Raw genomic sequence first — 24,250 nt, 5'->3', positions numbered from 1 at the left:
CGGTCTCGCGCATATCTTCACGTTCGGGGCTAGCGACGGGGGGCCTTCATCCGGGTCGCCACGTTGAACCGGTTCCACGCGTTGATGGTGACGGCCATCGCGATGACCTGGGCGAGTTCCTTCTCGCTGAAGACGTCCGCGGCCTTGGCGTACACGTCGTCGGAGACGTGGCCGTTGCCGAGTTCGGTGATGGCCTCGGTGAGCTCGAGGGCGGCGCGCTCACGATCGGTGAAGAGCGTGCCCGCCTCCTCCCACGCCGCGATCAGCGCCAGGCGCTGTTCGGTCTCGCCCTGCTCGCGGGCGTCGGCGACGTGCATGTCGAGGCAGAAGGCGCAGTGGTTGAGCTGGCTGGCACGGATCTTGACGAGCTCGGCGATCGTGGGATCGATGTCCTTGGCCGCCTCGGTGGACAGCTTCATCATCGCGTCGTAGAGCTCGGGCGAGACCTTGTAGATCTTCAGGCGGTGGATGGCGGTGGGCTGCTCGAGGGTGTGCGTCATGCCGATAACGCTAGGCGGCAAAGAACCGTCCACATGGTTCAATTCGACAGTGACTTCATGGGCCAATTCCGGCGCCCGCGACCTGCACCTCGACCTGCGCACCGCCATCACCCCCGGCGCCCGCGGGGCGCGGGAACTGCTGATCAACGCGCTGCGGGACGCCGTCCGCTCCGGCCGGCTCGCAGAGGGCGGCATGCTTCCGCCGTCCCGGTCACTCGCCACCGATCTCGGCTTGGCCCGCAACACCGTCGCCGAGGCCTACGCCGAACTCGTCGCGGAAGGCTGGCTGGCGTCGCGCCAGGGGGCGGGCACCTGGGTCGTCGGCGCGGTGACGACCTCACTACCGCCGCGGCCGAGGCGAACCCCCGGCACCCCGATCCATAACCTCATGCCGGGTTCGCCGGACGTCGCGGAGTTCCCCCGCAGCGCCTGGCTGGCGTCGAGCCGACGCGCCCTGCAGAACGCCCCCACCGACGCGTTTCGCATGGGCGATCCGCGCGGCCGCATCGAGCTCCGGGAGGCGCTCACCGAGTACCTCGGGAGGGTCCGCGGGGTGCGCACCTCACCGGACTCGATCGTGATCTGCGCGGGTGTCCGGCACGGGGTGCAGCTCCTGGCGCAGGTACTCGGCAGGAGAGGCGCCGTCGCGGTGGAGGCCTACTCGCTGTTCGTCTTCCGCGATGCTCTCGCCGCGATGAACGTCCCCACGGTGCCGATCGGCGTCGACGACCTCGGCGCGAAGACCGCCGAACTCGACACCCTCGAGGTCTCGGCGGCGCTGCTGACACCGGCACACCACAGCCCGCTCGGCATGCCCCTGCACGCCAGCAGGCGCACCTCAGCCATCGAATGGGCTAGGCGCACAGGGGGTTACGTCCTCGATGACGACTACGACGGTGAGTTCCGCTACGACCGCCAACCGATCGGCGCACTGCAGGGACTGTGCCCGGACCGTGTCGCCTACCTCGGCTCGACGAGCAAGAGCATGGCCCAGGCGATGCGGCTGGGGTGGATGGTCCTGCCCGACCACCTCGTCGACCCCGTGATCGCCGCCGCGGGTGGCCAGCAGTACTTCGTCGACGCCCTCACCCAGCTGACGTTGGCCGACTTCATCTCCAGCGGGCAGTACGACAAGCACGTCCGGCGCATGCGCACCCGCTACCGCCGCCGCCGTGACGCCCTCGCCGCCGCGCTGTCCCCCTTCGCGGTGGGCATCAGCGGGTTGGCCGCGGGCGTCAACATGCTGCTGACGCTGCCCGACGGGGCCGAGCCCGAGGTGTTGCGGCGGGCCGGCGGGGCGGGCATCGCACTGTCCGGCCTCGCACTGATGCGACACCCCGCCGCAGGCCAGGAGGTGCCCGAGCAGGACGGCGTTATCATCGGCTTCGCCGCACCCGCCGAGCACGCGTTCGGCCGCGCGGTGGACGCGCTCTGCGAGGTACTGCGTACCAGCGGATTGGCACGGCCGTAGGCTGGAACCCAGCACCGCGCCCGGACCACCCCGCGTCGTGTAATCAGGGGCTACCGACGGGACGCAGATGAATTGCGTGCACAACGACCGATGTGATCGCACGTGAGCGCGATCTCCGGCAAGTTCATGGCGGCACTCGCCGGGTACCCCGACGGCTCGCTGACCGCCGACGCCGTATCGGTCTGCTGCGTGGCGGTGCTGCCCGTCGACTCCGCCGCGATCGGCGTCAGCGCACCGTCGTCGACGTGGGAACCGCTGGGCGCGTCGGACGAGACCGCGACGCGACTTCAGGCCCAGCAGATCCTGGCCGGTGAGGGCCCGGCGTTCGACGCGCTGGCCCACTGCGTGCCCGTCCTGGTAGGGGATGTGTCGGCCGAGTTCGATCGCTGGCCGGGATTCGTCACCGCACTGGACGGCTACGCACGCGGCGCACTGTTCGCCTTCCCGCTCCTGATCGGCGCGATCTCCGTCGGCGTCCTCGAACTGTCCCGCAACGAACCCGTTCCACTGGAACGCGCCGAGGTCGCCGACGTGGTCGCGGTCGCGGACATCGTCACGACGATCCTGTTGACGCGCAGCGAACCGGTTGACGGCGACCCCCCCGGGGGCGAGGCTTGGTGGGCACCGTCGCCGTCATCCGTCGAAATCCACCAGGCCACCGGCATGGTGGTCGCTCAGCTGTCCGTTTCGCCTCGGATCGCCTACCTCAGATTGCGAGCACACGCCTTCGCGACGGACCGGCCGCTGCACGAGGTCGCCCGCGCCGTCATCGATCGGCGCCTCCGCTTCGACTCCGACAACGAGAGCTGACCCGATGACAACGAATGACGACGGGAAAAGAGAAGATCCCATGGACGGTCGCGAAGCTGCCCTGGTGCAGACGTTCGTCGCACTTGCGGACACCCTGGTCGACGATTACGACGTCGTCGATCTGACCCAGCAGATGGTCGACGACTGCGTATCGCTGCTGGCCACCGACTCGGCGGGACTCCTCCTCTCAGATCCGCACGGCGGTCTGCAGGTGCTGGCCTCCACCAGCGAGCAGGCACGAATACTCGACCTGCTACAACTTCAGTCCGATGCCGGCCCGTGTCTCGAGGCCTTTCGCACGGGGCGCCAGGTGTTCGTCGAAGATCTGGCTGTCGGACGCGACCGGTGGCCCGCGTTCGCCGATGGCGCACTCGCCGAGGGGTTCGGCGCCGTCTTCGCGATCCCACTCCGGCTGCGCACCGAGCGCATCGGAGCACTGAATCTGTTTCGCACTGAGCCGGGCCTGCTACCGGACTCGGACGTCGTAGTCGCGCAGGCCCTCGCCGACGTCGCGACGATCGGCATCCTGCAGCAGCGGGTGATCATGCGGGGAGCCGAGCTGAACGGACAGCTCCAGACCGCGCTCAACAGCAGAATCATCGTCGAGCAGGCTAAAGGTGTGCTCGCGGAGCGATTGGGCCTCGACATGGCGCAGGCCTACGCGCGGCTGCGGAAGATCGCAAGAGACAACAATCAACACCTCAGCGACGCTGCCCGCGCCGTCATCGAGAGGTACGGCCGAACCTCGTCGCCGAACAGTTAACGCCGCTACTATCTCAGAGACCGTTGCTCCGAACCCTTGGTGACGTCGGGTATCCACTTGCCGTCTTCCGGGAGCGAACCAATGCACGACCGACGTCAGACCGCCGCACCGACAGACCTGATCGATTACCTTCACGAACTTCCGGCATTGAAGCTGCTGGACCGCCTGCCGATCGCGATGCTGGCGGTTGCCCTGCACGGCGACATCATCTACGCCAACCAGGCCTGCGCGGACATGCTCGGCTACATCGACGGCGCGACGGTCGCCAGGCAGCCCCTGCCGGAACTGCTCACCGACTTCGGAGTGGCAGCCCCCGCTGAATGCGTTGAACGACTCAGGACCAAGTCGGCGTCGATCTCGTGGAATCACACCGAGAACTACGCGGTGCAGACCAGGGTGTCACCGCCGCTGCTGGTGCGCTCCACCGACCCCGTGCTGCTGATCAGCATCATCGATCTGACGGAGTGGATCTGGGGGTAGCGGAGTCCCGAGCGCAGCGCCGTAAGCTGCGCTGTCGTGACAGTGCCGCCCGAACCACCCGAACCCGCGAACCTCAGCCTGGGCACCCAGGTGTTCCGGTTCGTGGTCACCGGCGGACTGTCGGCCGTCGTCGACTTCGGCCTCTACGTGCTGCTGTACAAGCTCGCGGGCATGCAACCCGACCTCGCGAAGACCCTCGGCTGGGTCGCGGGAACGACGACGGCGTACCTGCTGAATCGGCGGTGGACGTTCCAGGCTCCGCCGAGCGGCAAGCGGCTCGCTGCGGTGTGGGCGCTCTACATCACCACGTTCGTCGTGCAGGTCGGCCTCAACCACCTGTTCCTGCGGATCTTCGACTACTCGGCACTGGGCGTGGTGGTGGCCTTCGTCATCGCACAGGGCACCGCCACCGTCATCAACTTCGTGGTGCAGCGCGCGGTGATCTTCCGGTGGGCAGGAGCGAAGCGACTCGGGGAGGACGGAAGCCTCTCCTGAGGGCGGTACCCTCGTCACGATGTTCACGACCACCCAGAAGCGCCTGATGGGTTGGGCGCGCACCGCGCCGTCCGTCGCCACGGTGCTCTCCACTCCGGATGCCGGCGACATCGTCGACGCCGTCGCGCAGGCCGCACAGCAAGGACGCGGCGGCAGGGGTGTTCTCGCCCGCGGCCTCGGCCGGTCCTACGGCGACAACGCGCAGAACGGCGGCGGCCTCGTCATCGACATGCCCGCGCTGAACAAGATCCACTCGATGGACCGCGACAGCCACATCGTCGACGTGGACGCCGGCGTCAACCTCGACCAGTTGATGCGCGCCGCGCTGCCGCTGGGCCTGTGGGTGCCGGTGCTGCCCGGCACCCGGCAGGTCACGATCGGCGGCGCCATCGCGTGCGACATCCACGGGAAGAACCACCACAGCGCGGGCAGCTTCGGCAACCACGTGCTGTCGATGGACCTGCTGCTGGCCTCCGGTGACGTCCGCACTCTGACGCCTGAAGGCGAGGAGTCCGAGCTGTTCTGGGCGACCGTCGGCGGCAACGGGCTGACCGGCATCATCCTGCGCGCGAAGATCGCGATGACGCCCACCGAGACCGCCTACTTCATCGCCGACGGCGACGTCACCGCGAGCCTCGACGAGACCATCGCGTTCCACAGCGACGGCACCGAATCCAACTACACCTACTCGTCGGGCTGGTTCGACGCGATGAGCGCACCGCCGAAGCTGGGCCGCGCCGTCATCTCCCGCGGGTCGCTGGCCACCCTCGACCAGCTGCCGGAGAAGCTGGCGAAGGATCCGCTGAAATTCGATGCGCCACAGTTCTTCACGGCGCCCGACATCTTCCCCAACGGCTTGGCCAACAAGTTCACCTTCGGCCCGATGACCGAACTCTGGTACAAGATGGGCAAGACCTATCGAGGCAAAGCCCAGAACCTGACGCAGTTCTACCATCCGCTCGACATGGTCGGCGAGTGGAATCGCGCCTACGGCTCAGACGGATTCGCGCAGTACCAGTTCGTCGTACCCGTCGAGGCGGTCGACGAGTTCAAGCGCATCCTCGTCGACATCCAAGCCAGCGGGCACGTGTCGTTCCTCAACGTGTTCAAGCTCTTCGGCCCCGGAAACCAAGCACCGCTGAGCTTCCCGATCCCCGGCTGGAACGTCTGCGTGGACTTCCCGATCCGGCCCGGCCTCAACGAGTTCCTCAACGGACTGGACAAGCGGGTGCTCGAGTTCGGCGGCAGGCTGTACACCGCCAAGGACAACCGCACCACCGCCGCCACGTTCCACGCCATGTACCCCCGCATCGACGAATGGATCTCGGTGCGCCGCAAGGTCGATCCCGACGGCGTCTTCGCCTCGGATATGGCCCGACGTCTGGAGTTGCTCTAAATGGTCTTTGACGCCGTTGGTAATCCGCAGGCCATCCTGCTGCTCGGCGGGACATCCGAGATCGCGCTGGCGATCGGCGAACGCTACCTGCGCAACGCAGCCGCCCGCGTGATCCTCGCCGATCTGCCGGACCATCCGCGCAAGGCCGACGCCATCGCCGCGATGACGGCGGCGGGCGCGAGGTCGGTCGAGTGGATCGACTTCGACGGCGTGAAGAGCGCGGACCACCCCGCCGTCATCGACAAGGCCTGGGCCGGTGGCGACGTCGACGTGGCCGTCGTCGCGTTCGGTCTGCTCGGCGACGCCGAGGAACTCTGGCAGAACCAACGCAAGGCGGTTCAGATCGCCGAGATCAACTACACCGCAGCGGTTTCGGTCGGTGTGCTGCTCGGCGAGAAGATGCGGGCACAGGGATCGGGCCGCATCATCGCGATGAGCTCGGCCGCAGGCGAGCGGGTCCGCCGGTCGAACTTCGTCTACGGCTCGACCAAGGCCGGCCTCGACGGCTTCTATCTCGGTCTCGGAGAAGCGCTGCGCGAGTTCGGCGTTCGCGTCCTCGTCATCCGTCCCGGCCAGGTGCGGACCTCGACGACGATCGCGCACTGGAAGGCGACCGGCACGAAGGAGGCGCCGTTCACCGTCGACAAGGAGTACGTCGCCGAGCTCGCGGTGACCGCGTCGGCGAAGGGCAAGGATCTGGTCTGGGCGCCCGGCCCGTTTCGCTACGTGATGATGGTCCTGCGGCACATCCCGAGGCCGATCTTCCGCAAGCTGCCGATCTAAGGTTCGGCGTGCGCCAAGCTCTCACGGTCCTCGGCCACATGCTGGCCGCCGTGCTCATCGCCGTCGTCGTCGCGGTGGTGTCGCTGACGGCGATCGCGCGCGTCGACTGGCCCGCCTTCAACTCGTCCAATCAGCTGTACGCGCTGACTACGGTCGGCCAGTTCGTCTGCCTCGCAGGTGTTTTCGCCGCGGGCCTGCTGTGGCGGCGCGGCAGGCGGTGGGTGGCCAGGGCGACCGCGGTGCTGTTCCTCTCGGCCTTTTCTTCTGCGACCCTGGCCATGCCGCTGGGCGCCACCAAGCTGTACCTGTTCGGCGTCTCCGTCGACCAGCAGTTCCGCACCGAGTACCTGACCCGGCTCGCCGATACCGCCGCCCCCCAGGACATGACCTATCAGGGGCTGCCGCCGTTCTACCCGCCCGGCTGGTTCTGGCTGGGCGGCCGGCTCGCCGCGTTCACCGGCACGCCCGCCTGGGAGATGTTCAAGCCGTGGTCGATCATCTCGATCACCGCCGCGGTCGCCGTCGCGCTGGTGCTGTGGTTGCATCTGATCCGCTTCGAGTTCGCGCTGGTGGTCACGACCACCACTGTGGCCACCATGCTGGCGTACTCGCCCGCCGAGCCGTACGCCGCGGTCATCACGATTCTGCTGCCGCCGGTGTTCGTGCTGGCGTGGTCGGGGCTGCGGGGCAAGGCTCGCGCAGGCGGGCAGGAGCGCAGCGACTCGGGGAATCGGCACAGCGGGTGGGGCGCGGTGGTAGCCGTCGGCCTCTTCCTCGGCGGTGCGGCGCTGTTCTACACGCTGCTGTTCGGATTCGCCGCGTTCGCGATCGCGATCATGGGACTGCTGGCCGCCATCGCCGGGCGCACGTGGGCGCCGGTGCTCCGCCTCGTGGTGATCGCCGCCCTGTCCGGAGCGCTGGCCCTGATCGGCTGGGGGCCGTATCTGATCGCCGCGGCGAAGGGGTCGCCGGCCGACGCCGGCACCGCCCAGCACTATCTGCCCGAAGCCGGTGCCCAACTGACCTTCCCGATGCTGGACTTCACCCTTCTCGGCGCGCTGTGCATGGTCGGCACGGTGTGGCTAGTGGTCTACGCGCGCTCATCCGTCCGGGCGGGCGCGCTGGCGATCGCCGTGCTGTCGGTGTACGCGTGGTCGCTGCTGTCGATGGTGACGACGCTGGTGGGCACGACGCTGCTGTCCTTCCGCCTGCAGCCCACGCTCACGGTGCTGCTGAGCGCGGCCGGCGCATTCGGGTTCATCGCCGCCACGCAGGCGTTCGCGACCCGCTTCCACACACAGTCGCGGCGAATCGTCGCGGCGGCGGCGGCCATCGGCGTCATCGGCGGGCTGACGTTCGCCCAGGACATCCCCGACACCATCCGGCCCGACATCGCGGTCGCCTACACCGACACCGACGGGTACGGCCAGCGTGCCGACCGCCGCCCTCCCGGCGCGGAGCGCTACTACGCCGAGGTCGACGCCAAGATCCGCGAAACCACCGGCAGACCCCCGAACCAGACCGTGGTGATGACCGCCGACTACGGCTTCCTCGCCTTCTACCCCTACTGGGGTTTCCAGGGGCTGACCTCGCACTACGCGAATCCGCTCGCGCAGTTCGACGAGCGCTCGCGGGCCATCGAGAGCTGGGCGACGCTGACCGAGCCGGGTGAGTTCGCCGCTGCGCTGGACGCGCTGCCGTGGGCCCCGCCGACCGTTTTCGTGATGCGCCACGGCGCCAACGACACCTACACCCTGCGGCTCGCACAGGACGTCTATCCCAACCAACCGAACGTCCGCCGCTATCAGGTGACGCTCGATTCGGCCCTGTTCGACGATCCGCAGTGGTCGGTGTCGGACATCGGTCCGTTCGTCGTCGCGATCCGCACCACTAACATCTAGCGACGTGGAAGGACAGGGCGCCGCGTCTGGGCGAGCGCAGCGACGGGGGATGATCCCCTGGCGAGCGCAGCGACGGGGGATGGATCACGGGGCTAACCACCGGACCGTGCGACTCGTCGCCATCATCGCCGGACTCGTCGGCGCCACCCTCGCGCTGGCCACCCCGTTCCTGCCCGTCACGCAGACCACCGCCGAGCTGAACTGGCCGCAGAACGGCGTCCTGCAGAGCGTCGACGCCCCGCTGATCGGCTACGTGCCGACGGAGCTCACCGTCTCGATTCCGTGCCGGACCGCCGCCGACCTGCGGGGGCAGCAGAACGTGCTGCTGTCGACCGTGCCGAAGCAGGCCCCGAAGGCCATCGACCGCGGCCTGCTGATCGAGCGGGTCGGTAACGACCTGCTGGTGATCGTCCGCAACACCCCGGTGGTCAGCGCGCCGCTGGACCAGGTGCTCAGCCCGGCCTGCGAGCGGCTGACGTTCACCGCGCACGCCGACAGGGTCACGGGCGAGTTCGTCGGGTTGCAGGCGGGCCCGGACACGACAGGAGAGGCCGACCCCGGTGCTCCGCTGCGCGGCGAGCGCAGCGGCTACGACTTCCGGCCACAGATCGTCGGCGTCTTCACCGACCTGTCCGGACCCGCACCGCCGGGTCTGGAGTTCCGCGCCACCATCGACTCCCGCTACAGCACGTCACCGACATCGGCGAAGACGCTGGCGATGGTCGTCGGCGTGCTGCTGACGGTCGTCTCGCTGATCGCGCTGCACCGGCTCGACATCGCCGACGGGATGAGGCACCGGCGCTTCCTGCCACGGCGGTGGTGGTCGCTGACGCCGCTGGACGGCGTGGTCACCGTGCTGATGGTGTGGTGGCACTTCGTCGGCGCCAACACCTCCGACGACGGCTACATCCTGACCATGGCCAGGGTGTCGGAGAACGCCGGGTACATGGCCAACTACTACCGCTGGTTCGGCACCCCCGAGGCGCCGTTCGGCTGGTACTACGACCTGCTCGCGATGTGGGCGCACGTGAGCACGGCCAGCGTGTGGATGCGGCTGCCGACGCTGCTCATGGGTCTGGCGTGCTGGTGGATCATCAGCCGCGAGGTGATCCCGCGCCTGGGCCACGCCGTGAAGTCCAGCCGGGCCGCGACCTGGACCGCCGCCGGCATGTTCCTGGCCTTCTGGCTGCCGCTCAACAACGGCCTGCGTCCCGAACCCATCATCGCGCTCGGCATCCTGCTGACGTGGTGCTCGGTCGAGCGCGGTGTCGCCACCAGCCGGCTGCTGCCGGTCGCCGTCGCGATCATCATCGGCGCGCTCACCCTGTTCTCCGGGCCGACCGGCATCGCCGCCGTCGGAGCCCTGCTGGTCGCCATCGGACCGTTGAAAACCATTGTCGCCGCTCATGTTTCGCGCTTCGGCTACCTGGCCCTGCTGGCACCCATCCTCGCGGCGGGCACCGTCACCATCTTCCTGATCTTCCGCGACCAGACCATGGCCGCCGAGATCCAGGCCAGCACGTTCAAATCGATGGTCGGTCCGAGCCTGGCCTGGTTCGACGAACACATCCGCTACGAACGCCTGTTCACCACCAGCCCGGACGGCTCGGTCGCCCGCCGGTTCGCCGTGCTGACCCTGCTCATCGCACTTGCGGTTTCGGTGGCCATGACACTGCGCAAGGGCCGGATCCCCGGCACCGCACTCGGTCCCAGCCGCCGCATCATCGGCATCACGATCATCTCGTTCCTCGCGATGATGTTCACCCCGACCAAGTGGACGCACCACTTCGGCGTCTACGCCGGACTCGCGGGCTCACTCGGCGCGCTGGCCGCCGTCGCCGTCGCCTCCTCGGCGATGAAGTCGCGGCGCAACCGGACCGTCTTCACCGCCGCCGTCCTGTTCATGACGGCGCTGTCGTTCGCCACCGTCAACGGCTGGTGGTACGTCTCGAATTTCGGTGTGCCGTGGGCGAATGCGATGCCCGAGTGGAAGTTCGGCTTCACCACCATCCTGCTCGGGTTGTCGGTGGTCGCCCTGCTGGTCGCCGCGTGGCTGCACTTCTCCGGACGCGGCGATTCGCCGCCGTCGAAACCGCGCCGATGGTCCGGCATCGCCCAGGCTCCATTGGCCGTGTCGATCTGGGCCGTCGTGCTGTTCGAGGTGTTCTCCCTGACCGTCGCGATGATCGGTCAGTACCCCGGCTGGACCGTCGGCAGGTCGAACCTCGAGGCGCTCACCGGTAAGACGTGCGGCCTGGCTAACGACGTCATGGTCGAGCAGGACACCAACGCCGGCTTGCTGCGGCCCGCGGGCGCCGTTCCGGTGGGCGAGGCACTCGGTGCGGTCACCTCGGAAGGCTTCGACGCCAACGGAATTCCCGCCGACATCTCCGCCGATCCCGTGATGGAGCCGCAGGGCAGCGGCAACTTCGCGGATTCGGACGGGTCGGTCGTCACCGGAAGCGAGCCCGGCACGGAGGGCGGCACCACCGCGGCCGCCGGTGTCAACGGCTCCCGCGCGCGGCTGCCCTACGGGCTGAACCCGGCGACGACACCGGTGATGGGCAGCTGGCGAGCAGGCACTCAGCGCCCCGCGGTGCTGCGTTCGGCGTGGTACCGGTTGCCGGACCGCGACGACGTCGAGGGACCGCTGCTGGTGGTCTCCGCGGCGGGCCGGTTCGATCCGGGCGAGGTCGTCGTGCAGTGGGCCACCGACGACCAGGCGGCGAGCAACACCCCCGGTGGCGGCATCGGATTCGCCGACGTCGGCGCGGCACCGGCGTGGCGCAACCTGCGCGCCCCCATGGCCGCGATCCCCGACGAGGCGACCCTGGTCCGCATCGTCGCCAGCGACGACGACCTCTCGCCGCAACACTGGATCGCCGTCACGCCGCCTCGAATCCCCGTGCTGCAGACGCTGCAGGATGTCGTCGGCTCGCAGGATCCCGTGCTGCTGGACTGGCTCGTCGGCCTGGCGTTCCCCTGCCAGCGCCCCTTCGGTCACCAGAACGGCGTCGCCGAGGTGCCGAAGTGGCGCATCCTGCCGGACCGCTTCGGCGCCGAGGCCAACTCGCCGGTGATGGACTACCTCGGCGGCGGACCGCTCGGCATCACCGAGCTGTTGGTGCGAGCGATCCCGGTGCCGACCTATCTCAACAACGACTGGTTCCGGGACTGGGGCTCGCTGCAGCGCCTGACGCCGTGGTACCCGAACGCGGAAACCGCCCGGCTGGATCTGGGGACTGCGACGCGCAGCGGGCTGTGGAGCCCGGCGCCGCTGCGGCCTTCCTAGGGGCGCCGCCGCTGCGGCCCTGCTAGGTGTGGCTCCGCAGAGCACACATCCACGTCGCATACTCTTGTCCCTCGTGCCCGCACGGACCATTCGACTCATCGCGATCGTCGCGGGCCTCGTCGGGCTTGTCCTCTGCGCGTTGACGCCGCTGCTGCCGGTGAAGCAGACCACCGCCACCATCCTGTGGCCGCAGGGCACCAACGCCGACGGCAACGTCACCGACGTCACGGCGCCGCTGGTGTCCGGGGCGCCGTTGGCGCTGGACGTGTCGATTCCCTGCCGCGCGGTCGCGAGCCTGCCCGCGGCGGGCGGCCTGGTGTTCGCGACGATCCCCGAGGGCGGCATCGACGCATCGCGCAACGGACTCGTCGTCCGCGCCACCGAGGACGTCGTGTTCGTGGCGTTCCGCGACTCCGTGGCAGTCGGCGCCCCGCGAGCGGCCGTCGCGTCCGGAGCGTGCAGCACGCTGAACATCTGGGCGAACCCCGGCGCGGTGGGTGCTGACTTCGTCGGCATCCCCGGCGCCACCGGTAGCGCCCCCATCGAGAACAAGCCCCAGGTGGCGGGAGTTTTCACCGATCTGCGCGTGCCCGCCCAGCCGGGCCTGTCGGCGCGTATCGACGTCGACACCCGATTCATCACGTCGCCGACGATCCTCAAGACCGCGCTGATGGCCCTCGGTGTGCTCGCAACCCTCGGCTCGATGGTCGCGCTCGCGGCGCTCGATCGACGGTCGGGCAGGCGGCTACCCGGCGCGTGGTGGCGGCGCTTCCTGCGGGCGGGGTTCACCACCTGGTTCACCGACGGCGCGGTCATCGGCACGCTGCTGCTGTGGCACGTGATCGGCGCGACGACGTCGGACGACGGCTACAACACCACCATCGCCAGGGTGTCCGGCGAAGCCGGGTACGTCACGAACTACTACCGCTACTTCGGTGCGTCCGAGGCGCCGTTCGACTGGTACCAGTCGGTGCTCGCCCACCTGGCGTCGATCAGCACCGCGGGGGTCTGGCTGCGACTGCCCGCCACCCTCGCCGCCATCGGAACGTGGCTGCTGCTGTCCCGCTGCGTACTACCCCGACTCGGCCGCAAGCTGAACCGGAACCGGGTGGCCGTCCTGACCGCCGGCGCGGTGTTCGTCGCCGCGTGGCTGCCGTTCAACAACGGCCTGCGGCCCGAACCGCTCATCGCGTTCGGCGTGGTGGCCGTGTGGGTGCTGATGGAGGCGGCCATCGGCACGCGGCGGCTGTTGCCGGCGGCGCTGGCGATCGTGATCGCCGTGTTCTGCGTGACGCTCGCCCCGCAGGGCCTGGTGGCCGTGGCGCCGTTGCTGATCGGCGCGCGGGCGGTCACGCGCATCGTCGCGGCGCGGCGACCCAACGACGGACTGCCCGCCCAGCTGATCCCGCTGGCCGCCGCTGCCTCGCTGATCTTCGTCGTCGTGTTCCGCGACCAGACCCTTGCCACCGTCGCCGAGTCGGTCCGCATCAAGTACTCCGTCGGGCCGACGATCCCCTGGTACCAGGAGTTCCTGCGCTACTACTTCCTGACCGTCGAGGACAGCCAGGACGGGACGCTGACCCGCCGCTTCGCAGTGCTGATCCTGCTGCTCAGCCTGTTCGGTCTGCTCATGGTGCTGCTGCGCCGCACCGGCGTGCCCGGCACGGTCAGCGGACCGGTGTGGCGGCTCACCGGAACCACCGCGATCGGCCTGCTGCTCCTGACGTTCACCCCCACGAAGTGGGCCGTGCAGTTCGGCGTGTTCGCCGGCCTGGCGGGCGCACTCGGCGGCGTCACCGCGTTCGCGTTCGCCAGGGTCGGACTGCACAGCCGACGCAACCTCGCGCTGTACGTGACGGCCCTGCTGTTCGTGCTGGCGTGGGCGACGTCGGGGCTCAACGGCTGGTTCTACGTCGGCAACTACGGGGTGCCGTGGTTCGACAAGCAACCGGTCATCGCCGGTCAGCCCGTCACCACGCTGTTCCTGGTGCTGGCCATCGCCTGCGGTCTGCTCGCGGGTTGGCTGCACTTCCGGATGGACTACGCCGGACACACCGAGGTCGCCGACACCGGACGCAACCGAGCGCTGGCGTCCACGCCGTTGCTCGTCGTCGCGATCATCATGGTGGTGCTCGAGGTCGGTTCGTTGGCGAAGGGAGCCGTGGGCCGCTACCCCGCGTACACCACCGCGAAGGCCAACGCCGACGCGATCGTCTCCGGGCTGGGAGGCGACAGCTGCGCCATGGCCGACGACGTTCTGGTCGAGACCGACCCCAATGCCGGGATGCTGCAACCGGTTCCGGGTCAGCGGTTCGGCCGGTACGGGCCGCTGGGCGGCGAGGATCCCGTGGGCTTCACCCCGAACGGAGTCAGCGACACCCTCGAGCCGCCGGAACCCATCGCGGGCAACCCCGGCACCCCGAACTCCGACGGCCCGGTCGACAAGCCGAACATCGGCGTCGGGTACGCGGCGGGCACCGGCGGCGGCTACGGGCCCGAGGGCGTCAACGGCTCGCGCGTGTTCCTGCCCTTCGGCCTCGACCCGGCCCGCACCCCGGTGATGGGCAGCTACGACGAGAACACCCAAGCCGCCAAGGCGACCTCGGCCTGGTACCAGCTGCCGCCGCGGACCCCCGACCGGCCGATCGTCAGCGTCGCGGCCGTCGGCGCGATCTGGTACTACGAGGAGGACGGCGCGTTCAAGTACGGCCAGTCGCTCAAGCTGCAGTGGGGCGTGCGCAGGCCCGACGGGTCGTACCAGGCCCTCAACGAGGTGCAACCGATCGACGTGTTCTGGCAGCGGGCCTGGCGCAACCTTCGGTTCCCGCTGGCCACGGCGCCCCCTGAGGCCAACGTCGCGCGGATCGTCGCCGACGATCCGAACCTGTCGAGCGACCAGTGGTTCGGGTTCACCCCGCCGCGGGTCCCGGTGCTGGAGACGGCCCAGGACCTGATGGGCAGCCAGACCCCCGTGCTGATGGACATCGCCACCGCGGCCAACTTCCCGTGCCAGCGGCCGTTCTCCGAGCACCTCGGCGTCGCCGAACTGCCGGAGTACCGGATCCTGCCGAACTTCAAGCAGATGGTCATCTCGTCGGGCCAGTGGCAGTCCGCCGCCGACGGCGGGCCGTTCCTGTTCATCCAGTCGCTGCTGCGGACGACGGCCATCCCGACCTACCTGCGCAACGACTGGTACCGCGACTGGGGGTCGATCGAGCGCTACACCCCGGTGGTGCCGAGCGAGGACGCCCCCAACGCCGCCATCGAGGAGGGTTCGACCCAAGTGTTCGGCTGGACCCGCCGCGGACCGATCAGGGCACTCGAGTGAACGCAGAGAACGACACCAGAATCACCCGCTGGGTAGCGGCGATCGCCGGCCTGCTCGGCTTCGTGCTGGCCGTCGCGACCCCGCTGCTGCCGGTCACCCAGACGACGGCGACGCTGAACTGGCCCCAGCAGGGGCAGTTCAGCAACGTGACGGCACCGTTGATCTCGCTGTCCCCGGTGAGCCTGTCCGCGACGGTGCCGTGCGAGCTGATCCGGACGCTGCCGCCGAAGGGCGGCCTGGTGCTGGGCACCGCACCGGCCGAGGGTCGGGACGCCGCGCTGAACGCGATGCTGGTGAACGTCACGACCACGCGCGTCGACGTGATCGTGCGCAACGTCGTGATCGCCAGCGTCAGCCGCGACCGCGTCGCGGGCGGCGCCGGGAGTGCCCCAGGGTGTTCGAGCATCGACATCACCTCGACGCTGGACGGCACGTTCGCCGACTTCGTGGGCCTGAAGAAGCCCGACGGCTCACCGACGCGCAGCGGCTACGCCGACCCGAACCTGCGGCCCGCCATCGTCGGCGTGTTCACCGACCTGACCGGCCCCGCACCGCCGGGGCTGTCGTTCTCGGCGACCATCGACACCCGCTTCACCTCGCACCCGACCGCCCTCAAGCTGACCGCGATGCTGCTGGCCATGGTGTCGACAGTGGTTGCGCTGGTGGCACTGTGGCGACTGGACCGCCTCGACGGGCGTCGCATGCACCGGCTGATTCCGGCGCGCTGGCGCACCGCGAGCCCCGTCGACGGCGTCGTGGTCGGCGGTTTCGCGCTCTGGTACGTCATCGGGGCCAACTCGTCGGACGACGGCTACATCCTCGGCATGGCCCGAGTCGCCGACCACGCCGGCTACATGTCGAACTACTTCCGCTGGTTCGGCAGTCCCGAGGACCCGTTCGGCTGGTACTACAACCTGCTGGCACTCATGACTCGGGTGAGCGACGCCAGCATCTGGATCCGACTGCCCGACCTCATCTGCGCGCTGGTCTGCTGGCTGCTGCTCTCCCGTGAGGTGCTGCCCCGCCTCGGGCCCGCCGTGGTGGCGAGCAGGCCCGCACTGTGGGCGGCCGGCCTGGTGCTGCTGGCGGCGTGGATGCCGTTCAACAACGGCCTTCGCCCCGAGGGCCAGATCGCCACCGGCGCACTCATCACCTACGTGCTGATCGAGCGGGCCATCACCTCGGGCCGGCTGACCCCCGCCGCACTCGCCATCGTCACCGCCGCCTTCACGCTCGGGATCCAACCCACCGGGCTCATCGCGGTCGCCGCACTCGTCGCGGGCGGCCGTCCGATTCTGCGCATCGTGGCGCGCAGACGCAGGCTCGTCGGCACCTGGCCGCTGATCCTGCCGCTGCTGGCCGCCGGGACCATCGTGCTGACGGTGGTGTTCGCCGATCAGACGCTGGCAACGGTGTTGGAGGCCACCAGGATTCGCACGGCCATCGGCCCCAGCCAGGAGTGGTTCACCGAGAACCTGCGCTACTACTACCTGGTCCTGCCCACCACCGACGGTGCGATCGCACGCCGCGTCGCCTTCCTGTTCACCGCGATGTGCCTGTTCCCGTCGCTGTTCCTGATGCTGCGCCGCAAGCGGGTTGCCGGGGTGGCCCGCGGTCCCGCGTGGCGACTCATGGGCGTCATCTTCGGGACGATCTTCTTCCTGATGTTCACCCCCACCAAGTGGATTCACCACTTCGGCCTGTTCGCCGCCGTGGGTGCGGCCATGGCGGCACTGGCCACCGTGCTGATGTCGCCGATCGTGCTGCGCTCCGCGCGCAACCGGATGGCGTTCCTCTCACTGGTGCTGTTCGTGCTGGCGCTCTGCTTCGCCTCCACCAACGGCTGGTGGTACGTCTCGAACTTCGGTGCGCCGTTCAACAATTCGATACCTCAGCTGGGCGGGGTGAGCGTCAGTGCCGTCCTCTTCGCGCTGTTCGCCATCGCCGCCCTGTGGGCGTTCTGGCTGCATCTGTCGAACCGGCACGAGTCCGCGGTGGTCGACAAGCTGACCGCGGCGCCCATCCCGATCGCCGCCGGATTCATGGTCGTCGTGTTCGTGGCGTCCATGGCCATCGGCGTGGTGCGGCAGTACCCCACCTACTCCAACGGTTGGGCCAACGTGCGCGCCTTCGTCGGCGGATGCGGGATGGCCGACGACGTCCTCGTCGAACCCGATTCGAACGCCGGCTTCCTCACCGCCCTTCCGCCGGGTCCCGGCCAGTCCTGGGGACCGCTGGGCCCGCTCGCCGGCTCCGGCTCGGTGGGCTTCTCCCCCAACGGGGTTCCGGACCGGATCATCGCCGAGGCGATTCGGCAGAACAACCCGCAGCCCGGCACCGATTACGACTGGAACCGGCCGATCCGCCTGCCCAAGCCCGGCATCAACGGGTCGACCGTGCCGTTGCCGTACGGCCTCGACCCCGCCAGGGTGCCGGTTGCCGGAACGTATTCGACTGGCGTGCAACGGGAGAGCCGACTCACCTCCGCGTGGTACGAGCTGCCGGCCGCGGACGACGGGCACCCGCTCGTCGTCGTCACCGCGTCCGGAACCATCACCGGCCTCAGCGTCGCCGACGGCGTCGACTCCGGCCAGAAGGTCGAGCTCGAGTACGCGAGGCCGGGACCGGACGGCGCGCCGGTACCCGCCGGGCGGGTCACCCCGTTCGACGTCGGACCGACGCCCAGCTGGCGCAATCTGCGCTATCCGCGCGCCGAGATCCCCGACGACGCGGTCGCGGTGCGAGTGGTCGCCGAGGATCTGTCCCTGAGCGTCGGCGACTGGCTCGCCATCACGCCACCGCGCGTCCCCGAGGTGCGGACCGTGCAGGAGTACGTCGGCTCCGAGCAGCCCGTCCTGATGGACTGGGCCGTCGGGCTGGCGTTCCCCTGCCAGCAGCCGATGCTGCACGCCAACGGCGTCACCCAGATCCCCAGGTTCCGCATCTCGCCGGACTACAACGCGAAGCTGCAGAGCACCGACACCTGGCAGAACGGCCTCGAGGGCGGCCTGCTGGGCATCACCGACGTGTTGCTGCGGGCGTCCGTCATGTCCACCTACCTGTCGCACGACTGGGGCCAGGACTGGGGCTCGCTGCGACGCTTCGACACGGTCGTCGACGCGCAACCCGCGGAGCTCGAACTCGGCAGCGCCACCCACAGCGGGCTGTGGTCACCCGGACGCATCCGCATCGAGCCCTGACATGGACACCGTGCGGTTGGGGCGAGCGACGCTGCGCAGGGTCGTCGAAACCAGGGTCGAGATGCGCACCGCGCTGTTCGACACCCCCGCCGACGCGTGGGTCGCGCACGCCGGCCTGCTCGATCCCGACTTCTGGAACCGGCCCGCGGACCTCTGGAGGATCGCGATGCAGACGTGGGTCGTCGAGGTCGACGGGCTGACCGTCGTCGTTGACACCGGCGTCGGCAACGACCGCGACCGCCCGCACATGCCGCCGCTCGACCACCTGTCGACGACCTTCCTCGATGACTTCGCCGCGGCGGGCTTCGACACCGCCGACGTGGACGTCGTGGTCAACACCCATCTGCACACCGACCACGTGGGCTGGAACACCCGGCTCGAGAACGGACAGTGGGTGCCGACGTTCCCCAACGCGCGCTACGTGATGCCCGAGGCGGACTACCGCCACTTCGCCCCCGACGGCCCCGGCCACGACGAGGCGGCGTCGATAGTGTTCTCCGACAGCGTGTTACCCGTGGAGGACCAGATGGAACTGTGGTCCGGCGACCTGCAACTCAGTGAGTCGCTGCGGCTGCGCCCCGCACCGGGACACTCGCCGGGCTCGTCGGTGCTGTGGCTCGAGGCGGGCCGGCCCGCGGTGTTCGTCGGCGACCTGACCCACTGCCCCATCCAGATTCCGCGGCCCTCGGACGCCTGCGCGTTCGACGTCGACGCGGCGGCCGCAGGCGTCACGCGCAAGCGCGTCTTCACCGAGGCCGCGCGGGCCCGCGCGCTGATGATCCCGGCGCACTACCCCGGCCGCGGCGGCGCGACGATCGTGGCCCGCGGCGACCGCTTCGACGTCGACGACTGGCTCGACATCGACGCGATCTGACCGCACGTCACGTCACGACGCCGGCGTCGGCGCGGGGGTCGCGTTGCCCGAGACGATGTCGTCGTGGCAGTCCAGCCGGCTCTGGCCGGTCTGTTCCATGCAGACCAGCACAGGGGTCTCGGTCTCCGGCGGATACACCTCGTCGTCGGGACCGGGAGTTATTGTGGGAGAAGCGACTTCGCCGGGATAGAGCGACCAGACGGTGGCGCCGTTGCCGGGCAGGCGGCTGCAGAAGGCGGGCTTGTAATCCTCGGTGATGCCCGCCGCACCCTCGGTCGCGCACGTCGCGCCGATCGCCACCACGGGCAGCGAGATGCCGGGCTCGGTCGTGGTGGGCGCCGCGGACGTCGTCGGCGGGCGCGGCGCGTCGGCGTCCTGCGCCCGCTGCCGCGAGCGGTCGATCACGATGACCGAGCCGAGCGCGAGCAGGAGAACGCCGAGCGCCACGGCGACGACGACGATTGCGGGCCGCCGGCGCCGGGCCGCCTGGGCCCGCGCGTGCCGCGGACCGGACGCGGGCATCGCGAGCATCGTCGCGTCGCCGCCACCGGATCCGGGCGTGACCCCCACGCCGTGCGCCAGTGCGCGGGCGAAGTCGACGCACTTGCCGAAGCGCTCGTCGGGGACCTTGGCGAGGGCCTTCTCGAACACCGGGCCGAGGCCGGCGAGTTCGGGTTTGCGGTCACCGATCGGCGGCGGCGCGGCGGTGAGGTGCTGGCTGATCACCACCGCCGGATTGGAGTGCTGGAACGGCGGCACGCCCGTCAGCAGCTGGTAGGCCGTGGCCGCCAGCGCGTACTGGTCGGCGCGGCCGTCCACCGTGTCACCGCACAGCTGCTCCGGCGCGGCGTAGATGACGGTGCCCACCGTCATGTTCGTGCCCGTCAGATTGCTGGTGTCGTCGCTTCGCCGCGCGATCCCGAAGTCCGCCAGCAGAATTCGCTCATTCGAGGTGCCGGGTTCGGCGATCAGGATGTTGGCGGGCTTCACGTCACGGTGGGTCAGCCCCTTGCCGTGCGCGTAGTCCAGGGCCTCCGCGACGGCCGTGACGAGCCGCACCACCTGCTCGGCGGGCATCCCGTCCGGGTACTCGTCGGCGAGCAGTTGTCCGGCGTCGGTGCCGTCGACGTAATCCATCGCGATCCAGAGCCGGCCCTCGACGTCGCCGCGGTCGTGCACCTCGACGATGTGCGGGTGCCACAGCGTCGCGGCGATGTCGGCTTCGCGGTTGAACCGCTCGCGGTACTCGCTGTCCGCGCACACCGCCGTCGCCAGCACCTTGAGCGCGTCCTGACGCGGCAGCCGCGGATGCTGAGCCAGGTACACCTCACCCATTCCGCCCGCACCGAGGGACCGAAGCACCGTGTACCCGGCGATCTCCTGCCCCTCGGCTAACGGCATGGGCGAATCCTACTGACGCCGGGTCGGTTGTCAGGGTGTGGGAGTCGGCGTCAACGTGTCGTTAGCCGCCGGATCCGTGTTCTCGGCGCGGATGTCGTCGTGGCACTCGAGGCGGTCCGCTCCGGTCTGCTCCATGCAGACCAGCACCGGTGTCTCCGTCGCAGGCGCGTAGACGGGATCGCCCGCCGCGGCGGCCATCGTCGGGGCCGGGATGTCGCCCTCCCTCAGCGACCACAGATCCCGGTTGGCCGACGGCATCCGGGCGCAGTACGCCGGATCCCCCGACTCCGTCACCCCCGCGCCCCCGAGGGTCGCGCAGTCGGCACCCACGACGACGACCGGAACGTTGGTCGACGGCTTCGGCACGTCCTGCGCCCTGCGCTCACGTTCGTCGTCGACCGACAGCAGCACGACCGCGACCACCAGTGCCAGGATCGCCGCGATGACGCCGACGCGCAGCCAGGGACCGCGTCCTGCGCGCGACGGGCCCGCGGGGCGCGCGTGCCTGGGTCCTGACTCCGGCGCCGCCGCCGCACGGGCGGCGACGGTGGCGTGCGCGTCCGAACCCGGTGCGGAGCCCACCGCGTCGACGTTGTGCGCCAGTGCGCGGGCGAAGTCGACGCACCGGGTGAACCGCTCGTCGGGCGTCTTGGCCAGTGCCTTGTCGAAGGCCGGCCCCATGCTGTCCAGTTCGGGCCGTTTCGTACCGATCGGAGGAGGCACGGCCGTCAGGTGCGCGCTGATGACCACGGCCGGATTGGAGTGCTGGAACGGCGGGGCGCCGGTCAGTAGCTGATAGGCCGACGCGGCGAGCGCGTACTGATCGGCACGGCCGTCGACGCCCTCGCCGGTCAGTTGCTCCGGCGCGGCGTACGACACCGTGCCGACGGTCATGTTCGTGCCGGTCAGGTTGCTCGTATCATCGCTGCGGCGGGCGATACCGAAGTCGGCCAACATGATCCGCTCGTTGTCCGCTCCGGGGTTGGCGATCAGCACGTTGGCCGGTTTCACATCGCGGTGCGTCAGCCCCCTGCTGTGCGCGTAGTCGAGCGCTTCGGCGACCGCGGTGACCAGACGGACCACGAGATCGGGCGGCATGCCGTTCGGGTAATCCCGCTCGAGCAGCCGACCCGCATCGGCTCCCTCGACGTAGTCCATCGAGATCCACAGCCGGCCGTCGACATCGCCGCGGTCGTGCACCATCACGATGTGCGGGTGCGACAGGCCGCCCGCTATGTCGGCCTCTCGATGGAACCTCTCGCGGTACTCGTCGTCCGAACACACCGCCTCGCCGAGCACCTTGAGCGCGTCGCGCCGCGGCAGCCGAGGATGCTGAACCAGGTACACCTCACCCATGCCGCCGGCACCCAGCGATCGCACCACGGTGTACCCGGCGATCACCTCACCTTCGGCTAACGGCATTCGCGCATCCTATAGAGCAATCAACTCGGCTTCCGGTAGACCAGCCAGCGCATCTCGATCGGCGACTCCTCCCGCGACACGGCGAACACGTCGAGCCCGCTGACCCAGTTGGCGTACCAGCCGGTGGGCGGCCACGATCCCTCGGGGAGATGCGCCTGCTCGTAGTCGTGCACGGAGTCGTCGCCGACGAGGTGCAGCGGCAGGCCCGATGCGGCTGCCCGCAGTTCGCCCCTGGTGAAGATCGACGTGTAGGCCTGCTGGCCGAACTGTCGCGCCGCGTCGTCGGGCAGGTAGCCGTTCCTGGCGAGGTGCACGTTGAACACCAGCTGCCCACCCGGGTCCAGGCACTGCGTCGCCAGTTCGAAGATCGCGCGCAGCTGCCGCGTCGACCGGAAGTCCGACACCACCTCCGACAGCAGGATCAGCCGATAGTCGCGGCGCAGGTCGTTGATGGTCGTGAAGACGTCGCGCTGAATCACCCGGACGTCGAGCCCACCCGCGGTGGCCTCGGTGCGAATCTGCTCGGCGAACTTCGGGGTCATCTCCACCACGTCGACCGGGTGCCCGCGCCGCGCCAGCGCCAGCGCGTTGCGCCCCGTCCCACCGCCGATGTCGAGCACCGGACACCCCGACGGCTCCGCGGCCTCGTGCGCCAGCGTCCAGATGCGCGCGTCGGGCTCGGTACCGAACAGCGGAGGCTGCCGGGTGGCGACCCAGTTCTCGTATGCGCCCTCGACGGTCCACCATTCGGGCTTCACGTGGTAGTCGAGCGCCCCCGCGATCGGCGCGGTGTAGGACACCACCACGTGCGACCGCGGGGAACCCGCGAACGCCTGTGCCAGTTCACCTTCCAGCACCGAGCGCAGGTGGGCGAGTTCGTCGTCGCTGAAGCGCCTGCCCACATTGGCGAAGACTCCTGTGCACATGGCGACGTACTCGTCGAGCATGCCGGGCACCGCGGGCAGGCTGAGTTGACCGGAGGCGGCCGCCCGCCAGTGCACGCGCCGCAGCAGACCCTCACTCGCGGCGGACGTCACGACTCGAAGGTAACCGATGACGGCCCGTTCAGAGCACCCGTCAGTGCGGTGTCCCGAGGTACGGGAACTCCGCCAGAGTGTCGGTATGCGGACTCAGCCCGGTCGGTGGGCACTCGCCCTTGGTGAGGAACGCCAGCCGATAGTTGATGACGTCGTCGGTGAACACCCGGCCGTTCGGATAGGTTGCGGGTAGGGCCGGGTCGTAGGTCAGCATGTCGGGCAGGGTGCCCTCGACGTCGATCGCCGCGATGGCCTCCTCGCGCGTGTAACCGCCGGTGTGGCCCATCAGATGCACGAACATGTCGGTCCACCGTTCCCGGTCGTGGACCGGCAGGGAGGCGTTGTACTCCTCCTTCGTGTCGTCGGTGTTGAAGAAGCTGCTGACCGACGGATGACCGGCCCGGTCGACGTGCAGCAGTTCGCCGTCGCGACGCACGCTGCAGCGGCCCCAGATCCGGATGTCGGGATCGGCCCCCAGGGCGCTCGTGGGGAGTTCGACGACCATCGAGCACACGTTGGCGGCGCTGTTCGAATCGACGCCCTTCCACGGCGACCGGTCACCGAGGTGCGGTGCGGTGAAGTTGCGTCCGCCCGAGGTGTCGAACAGTTCCTTGACGCCGTCGAAGTCGAAGAAGAACGCGTCGCTGCGGGCACCCGCGAAGAACGTGACGTCGCCCGACGTGTGGATGTTCGGCGTCGGGCCGAAGGACACCTCGACGGCGTCGAACAGCTTGGCCCCGACGGCCTCCGCCTGTTCGGCCTCCTCTCCCTCGGCCATAAAGACGTCGACGGTCTGGCGGCCGGCCCTCGGCTCGGAGAACACGAAGCTGAACGCGATGTCGTCGCGCAGATCGCCGTCGTTGTCCACCGCCAGCCGGTAGATCGCGTCAGGGTGCAGGAAGTCGGCCTGCGGGTTGGCGTTGAGGATCAACACCGTCCGGCTGCGATCCGCCGGCGATTCGAACGCGTAGAGGTCGCACAGATCGAGGCGTTGATCGCCGAGCGGTGGTCCGAGACTCAGCCCGGTGAAGTGGTTTGACACAAGCGTTAATTCAACCAGCCGCGTGGCGATTCGCGTGTCGAAACCCGCGCTGAGC

At 69.4% G+C, this 24,250-nt stretch carries 17 protein-coding genes; 12 read left to right on the top strand and 5 right to left on the bottom strand.

Annotated features, from left to right (window positions below; translation table 11 throughout):
* Positions 1-29: 29 nt before the first annotated feature.
* Positions 30-500, bottom strand: a complete 471-nt coding sequence (locus tag NM203_RS27015; protein WP_255063684.1) for a carboxymuconolactone decarboxylase family protein — start codon at positions 498-500, stop codon at positions 30-32.
* Between the two features lie 49 nt (positions 501-549).
* Between NM203_RS27015 and pdxR the strand changes: the two genes are divergently transcribed.
* From pdxR to NM203_RS26955, 12 genes are all read left to right on the top strand, one after another.
* Positions 550-1,971, top strand: a complete 1,422-nt coding sequence (gene pdxR, locus NM203_RS27010; protein WP_255063683.1) for a MocR-like pyridoxine biosynthesis transcription factor PdxR — start codon at positions 550-552, stop codon at positions 1,969-1,971.
* 102 nt (positions 1,972-2,073) lie between these two features.
* Positions 2,074-2,781, top strand: a complete 708-nt coding sequence (locus NM203_RS27005; protein WP_255063682.1) for a GAF and ANTAR domain-containing protein — start codon at positions 2,074-2,076, stop codon at positions 2,779-2,781.
* A 40-nt stretch (positions 2,782-2,821) separates the two neighbouring features.
* The gene (locus NM203_RS27000; protein ID WP_255063681.1) at positions 2,822-3,544 is read left to right on the top strand and encodes a GAF and ANTAR domain-containing protein; all 723 of its coding nucleotides are present in this window, start codon (positions 2,822-2,824) and stop codon (positions 3,542-3,544) included.
* Between the two features lie 81 nt (positions 3,545-3,625).
* Positions 3,626-4,024: a PAS domain-containing protein gene (locus NM203_RS26995; RefSeq protein ID WP_255063680.1), complete on the top strand. Its 399-nt coding sequence runs from the start codon at positions 3,626-3,628 to the stop codon at positions 4,022-4,024.
* A 36-nt stretch (positions 4,025-4,060) separates the two neighbouring features.
* On the top strand, positions 4,061-4,519 hold the full coding sequence (locus NM203_RS26990; RefSeq protein WP_308212856.1) for a GtrA family protein: 459 nt from the start codon (positions 4,061-4,063) through the stop codon (positions 4,517-4,519).
* A gap of 19 nt (positions 4,520-4,538) precedes the next feature.
* Positions 4,539-5,915, top strand: coding sequence for a decaprenylphosphoryl-beta-D-ribose oxidase (locus NM203_RS26985; protein WP_255063679.1), 1,377 nt, complete (start codon positions 4,539-4,541; stop codon positions 5,913-5,915).
* Positions 5,916-6,698 (top strand): decaprenylphospho-beta-D-erythro-pentofuranosid-2-ulose 2-reductase, encoded by a 783-nt coding sequence (locus tag NM203_RS26980; protein ID WP_255063678.1) that lies wholly within the window; start codon positions 5,916-5,918, stop codon positions 6,696-6,698. It begins immediately after the preceding gene.
* Between the two features lie 38 nt (positions 6,699-6,736).
* Positions 6,737-8,599 (top strand): galactan 5-O-arabinofuranosyltransferase, encoded by a 1,863-nt coding sequence (locus tag NM203_RS26975; protein WP_255063816.1) that lies wholly within the window; start codon positions 6,737-6,739, stop codon positions 8,597-8,599.
* A gap of 49 nt (positions 8,600-8,648) precedes the next feature.
* Positions 8,649-11,891 (top strand): arabinosyltransferase domain-containing protein, encoded by a 3,243-nt coding sequence (locus tag NM203_RS26970; RefSeq protein ID WP_255063815.1) that lies wholly within the window; start codon positions 8,649-8,651, stop codon positions 11,889-11,891.
* Positions 11,892-11,964: 73 nt separating this feature from the next.
* A complete protein-coding gene (locus NM203_RS26965) occupies positions 11,965-15,219 on the top strand; it encodes an arabinosyltransferase domain-containing protein (RefSeq protein ID WP_255063677.1) in 3,255 nt (1,084 codons plus the stop codon).
* Entirely contained in the window at positions 15,216-18,419 is a 3,204-nt protein-coding gene (locus tag NM203_RS26960) for an arabinosyltransferase domain-containing protein (protein WP_308212855.1), read from the top strand. Before NM203_RS26965 ends, NM203_RS26960 begins: the two co-directional genes overlap by 4 nt.
* Position 18,420: 1 nt before the next feature.
* Positions 18,421-19,293 (top strand): MBL fold metallo-hydrolase, encoded by an 873-nt coding sequence (locus NM203_RS26955; RefSeq protein ID WP_255063676.1) that lies wholly within the window; start codon positions 18,421-18,423, stop codon positions 19,291-19,293.
* Between the two features lie 12 nt (positions 19,294-19,305).
* Here the strand turns inward: NM203_RS26955 and NM203_RS26950 are convergent, their stop codons facing one another.
* The 4 genes from NM203_RS26950 to NM203_RS26935 form a co-directional block, all read right to left on the bottom strand.
* Positions 19,306-20,694, bottom strand: a complete 1,389-nt coding sequence (locus NM203_RS26950) for a serine/threonine-protein kinase (protein ID WP_255063675.1) — start codon at positions 20,692-20,694, stop codon at positions 19,306-19,308.
* 30 nt (positions 20,695-20,724) lie between these two features.
* Entirely contained in the window at positions 20,725-22,116 is a 1,392-nt protein-coding gene (locus NM203_RS26945) for a serine/threonine-protein kinase (RefSeq protein ID WP_255063674.1), read from the bottom strand.
* A 20-nt stretch (positions 22,117-22,136) separates the two neighbouring features.
* Positions 22,137-23,129 (bottom strand): class I SAM-dependent methyltransferase, encoded by a 993-nt coding sequence (locus tag NM203_RS26940; protein ID WP_303625295.1) that lies wholly within the window; start codon positions 23,127-23,129, stop codon positions 22,137-22,139.
* A gap of 64 nt (positions 23,130-23,193) precedes the next feature.
* Entirely contained in the window at positions 23,194-24,195 is a 1,002-nt protein-coding gene (locus tag NM203_RS26935) for a DUF4331 family protein (protein WP_255063672.1), read from the bottom strand.
* Between the last annotated feature and the right edge of the window lie 55 nt (positions 24,196-24,250).

It is taken from the genome of Mycolicibacterium arenosum (genome assembly GCF_024320865.1).
GTDB classification, from domain to species: Bacteria; Actinomycetota; Actinomycetes; order Mycobacteriales; family Mycobacteriaceae; genus Mycobacterium; species Mycobacterium arenosum.
This window is presented reverse-complemented; position numbering and strand designations above follow the sequence as displayed.

Bases quoted from the DNA above. Each gene is read 5' to 3' on its own strand.
- NM203_RS26985 (WP_255063679.1), top strand. From the start codon at position 4,539: ATGTTCACGACCACCCAGAAGCGCCTGATGGGTTGGGCGCGCACCGCG.
- NM203_RS26970 (WP_255063815.1), top strand. From the start codon at position 8,649: ATGATCCCCTGGCGAGCGCAGCGACGGGGGATGGATCACGGGGCTAAC.
- NM203_RS26980 (WP_255063678.1), top strand. From the start codon at position 5,916: ATGGTCTTTGACGCCGTTGGTAATCCGCAGGCCATCCTGCTGCTCGGC.
- NM203_RS26955 (WP_255063676.1), top strand. From the start codon at position 18,421: ATGGACACCGTGCGGTTGGGGCGAGCGACGCTGCGCAGGGTCGTCGAA.
- NM203_RS26975 (WP_255063816.1), top strand. From the start codon at position 6,737: ATGCTGGCCGCCGTGCTCATCGCCGTCGTCGTCGCGGTGGTGTCGCTG.
- NM203_RS26995 (WP_255063680.1), top strand. From the start codon at position 3,626: ATGCACGACCGACGTCAGACCGCCGCACCGACAGACCTGATCGATTAC.
- NM203_RS27000 (WP_255063681.1), top strand. From the start codon at position 2,822: ATGGACGGTCGCGAAGCTGCCCTGGTGCAGACGTTCGTCGCACTTGCG.
- NM203_RS27015 (WP_255063684.1), bottom strand. From the start codon at position 500: ATGACGCACACCCTCGAGCAGCCCACCGCCATCCACCGCCTGAAGATC.
- NM203_RS26945 (WP_255063674.1), bottom strand. From the start codon at position 22,116: ATGCCGTTAGCCGAAGGTGAGGTGATCGCCGGGTACACCGTGGTGCGA.
- NM203_RS26950 (WP_255063675.1), bottom strand. From the start codon at position 20,694: ATGCCGTTAGCCGAGGGGCAGGAGATCGCCGGGTACACGGTGCTTCGG.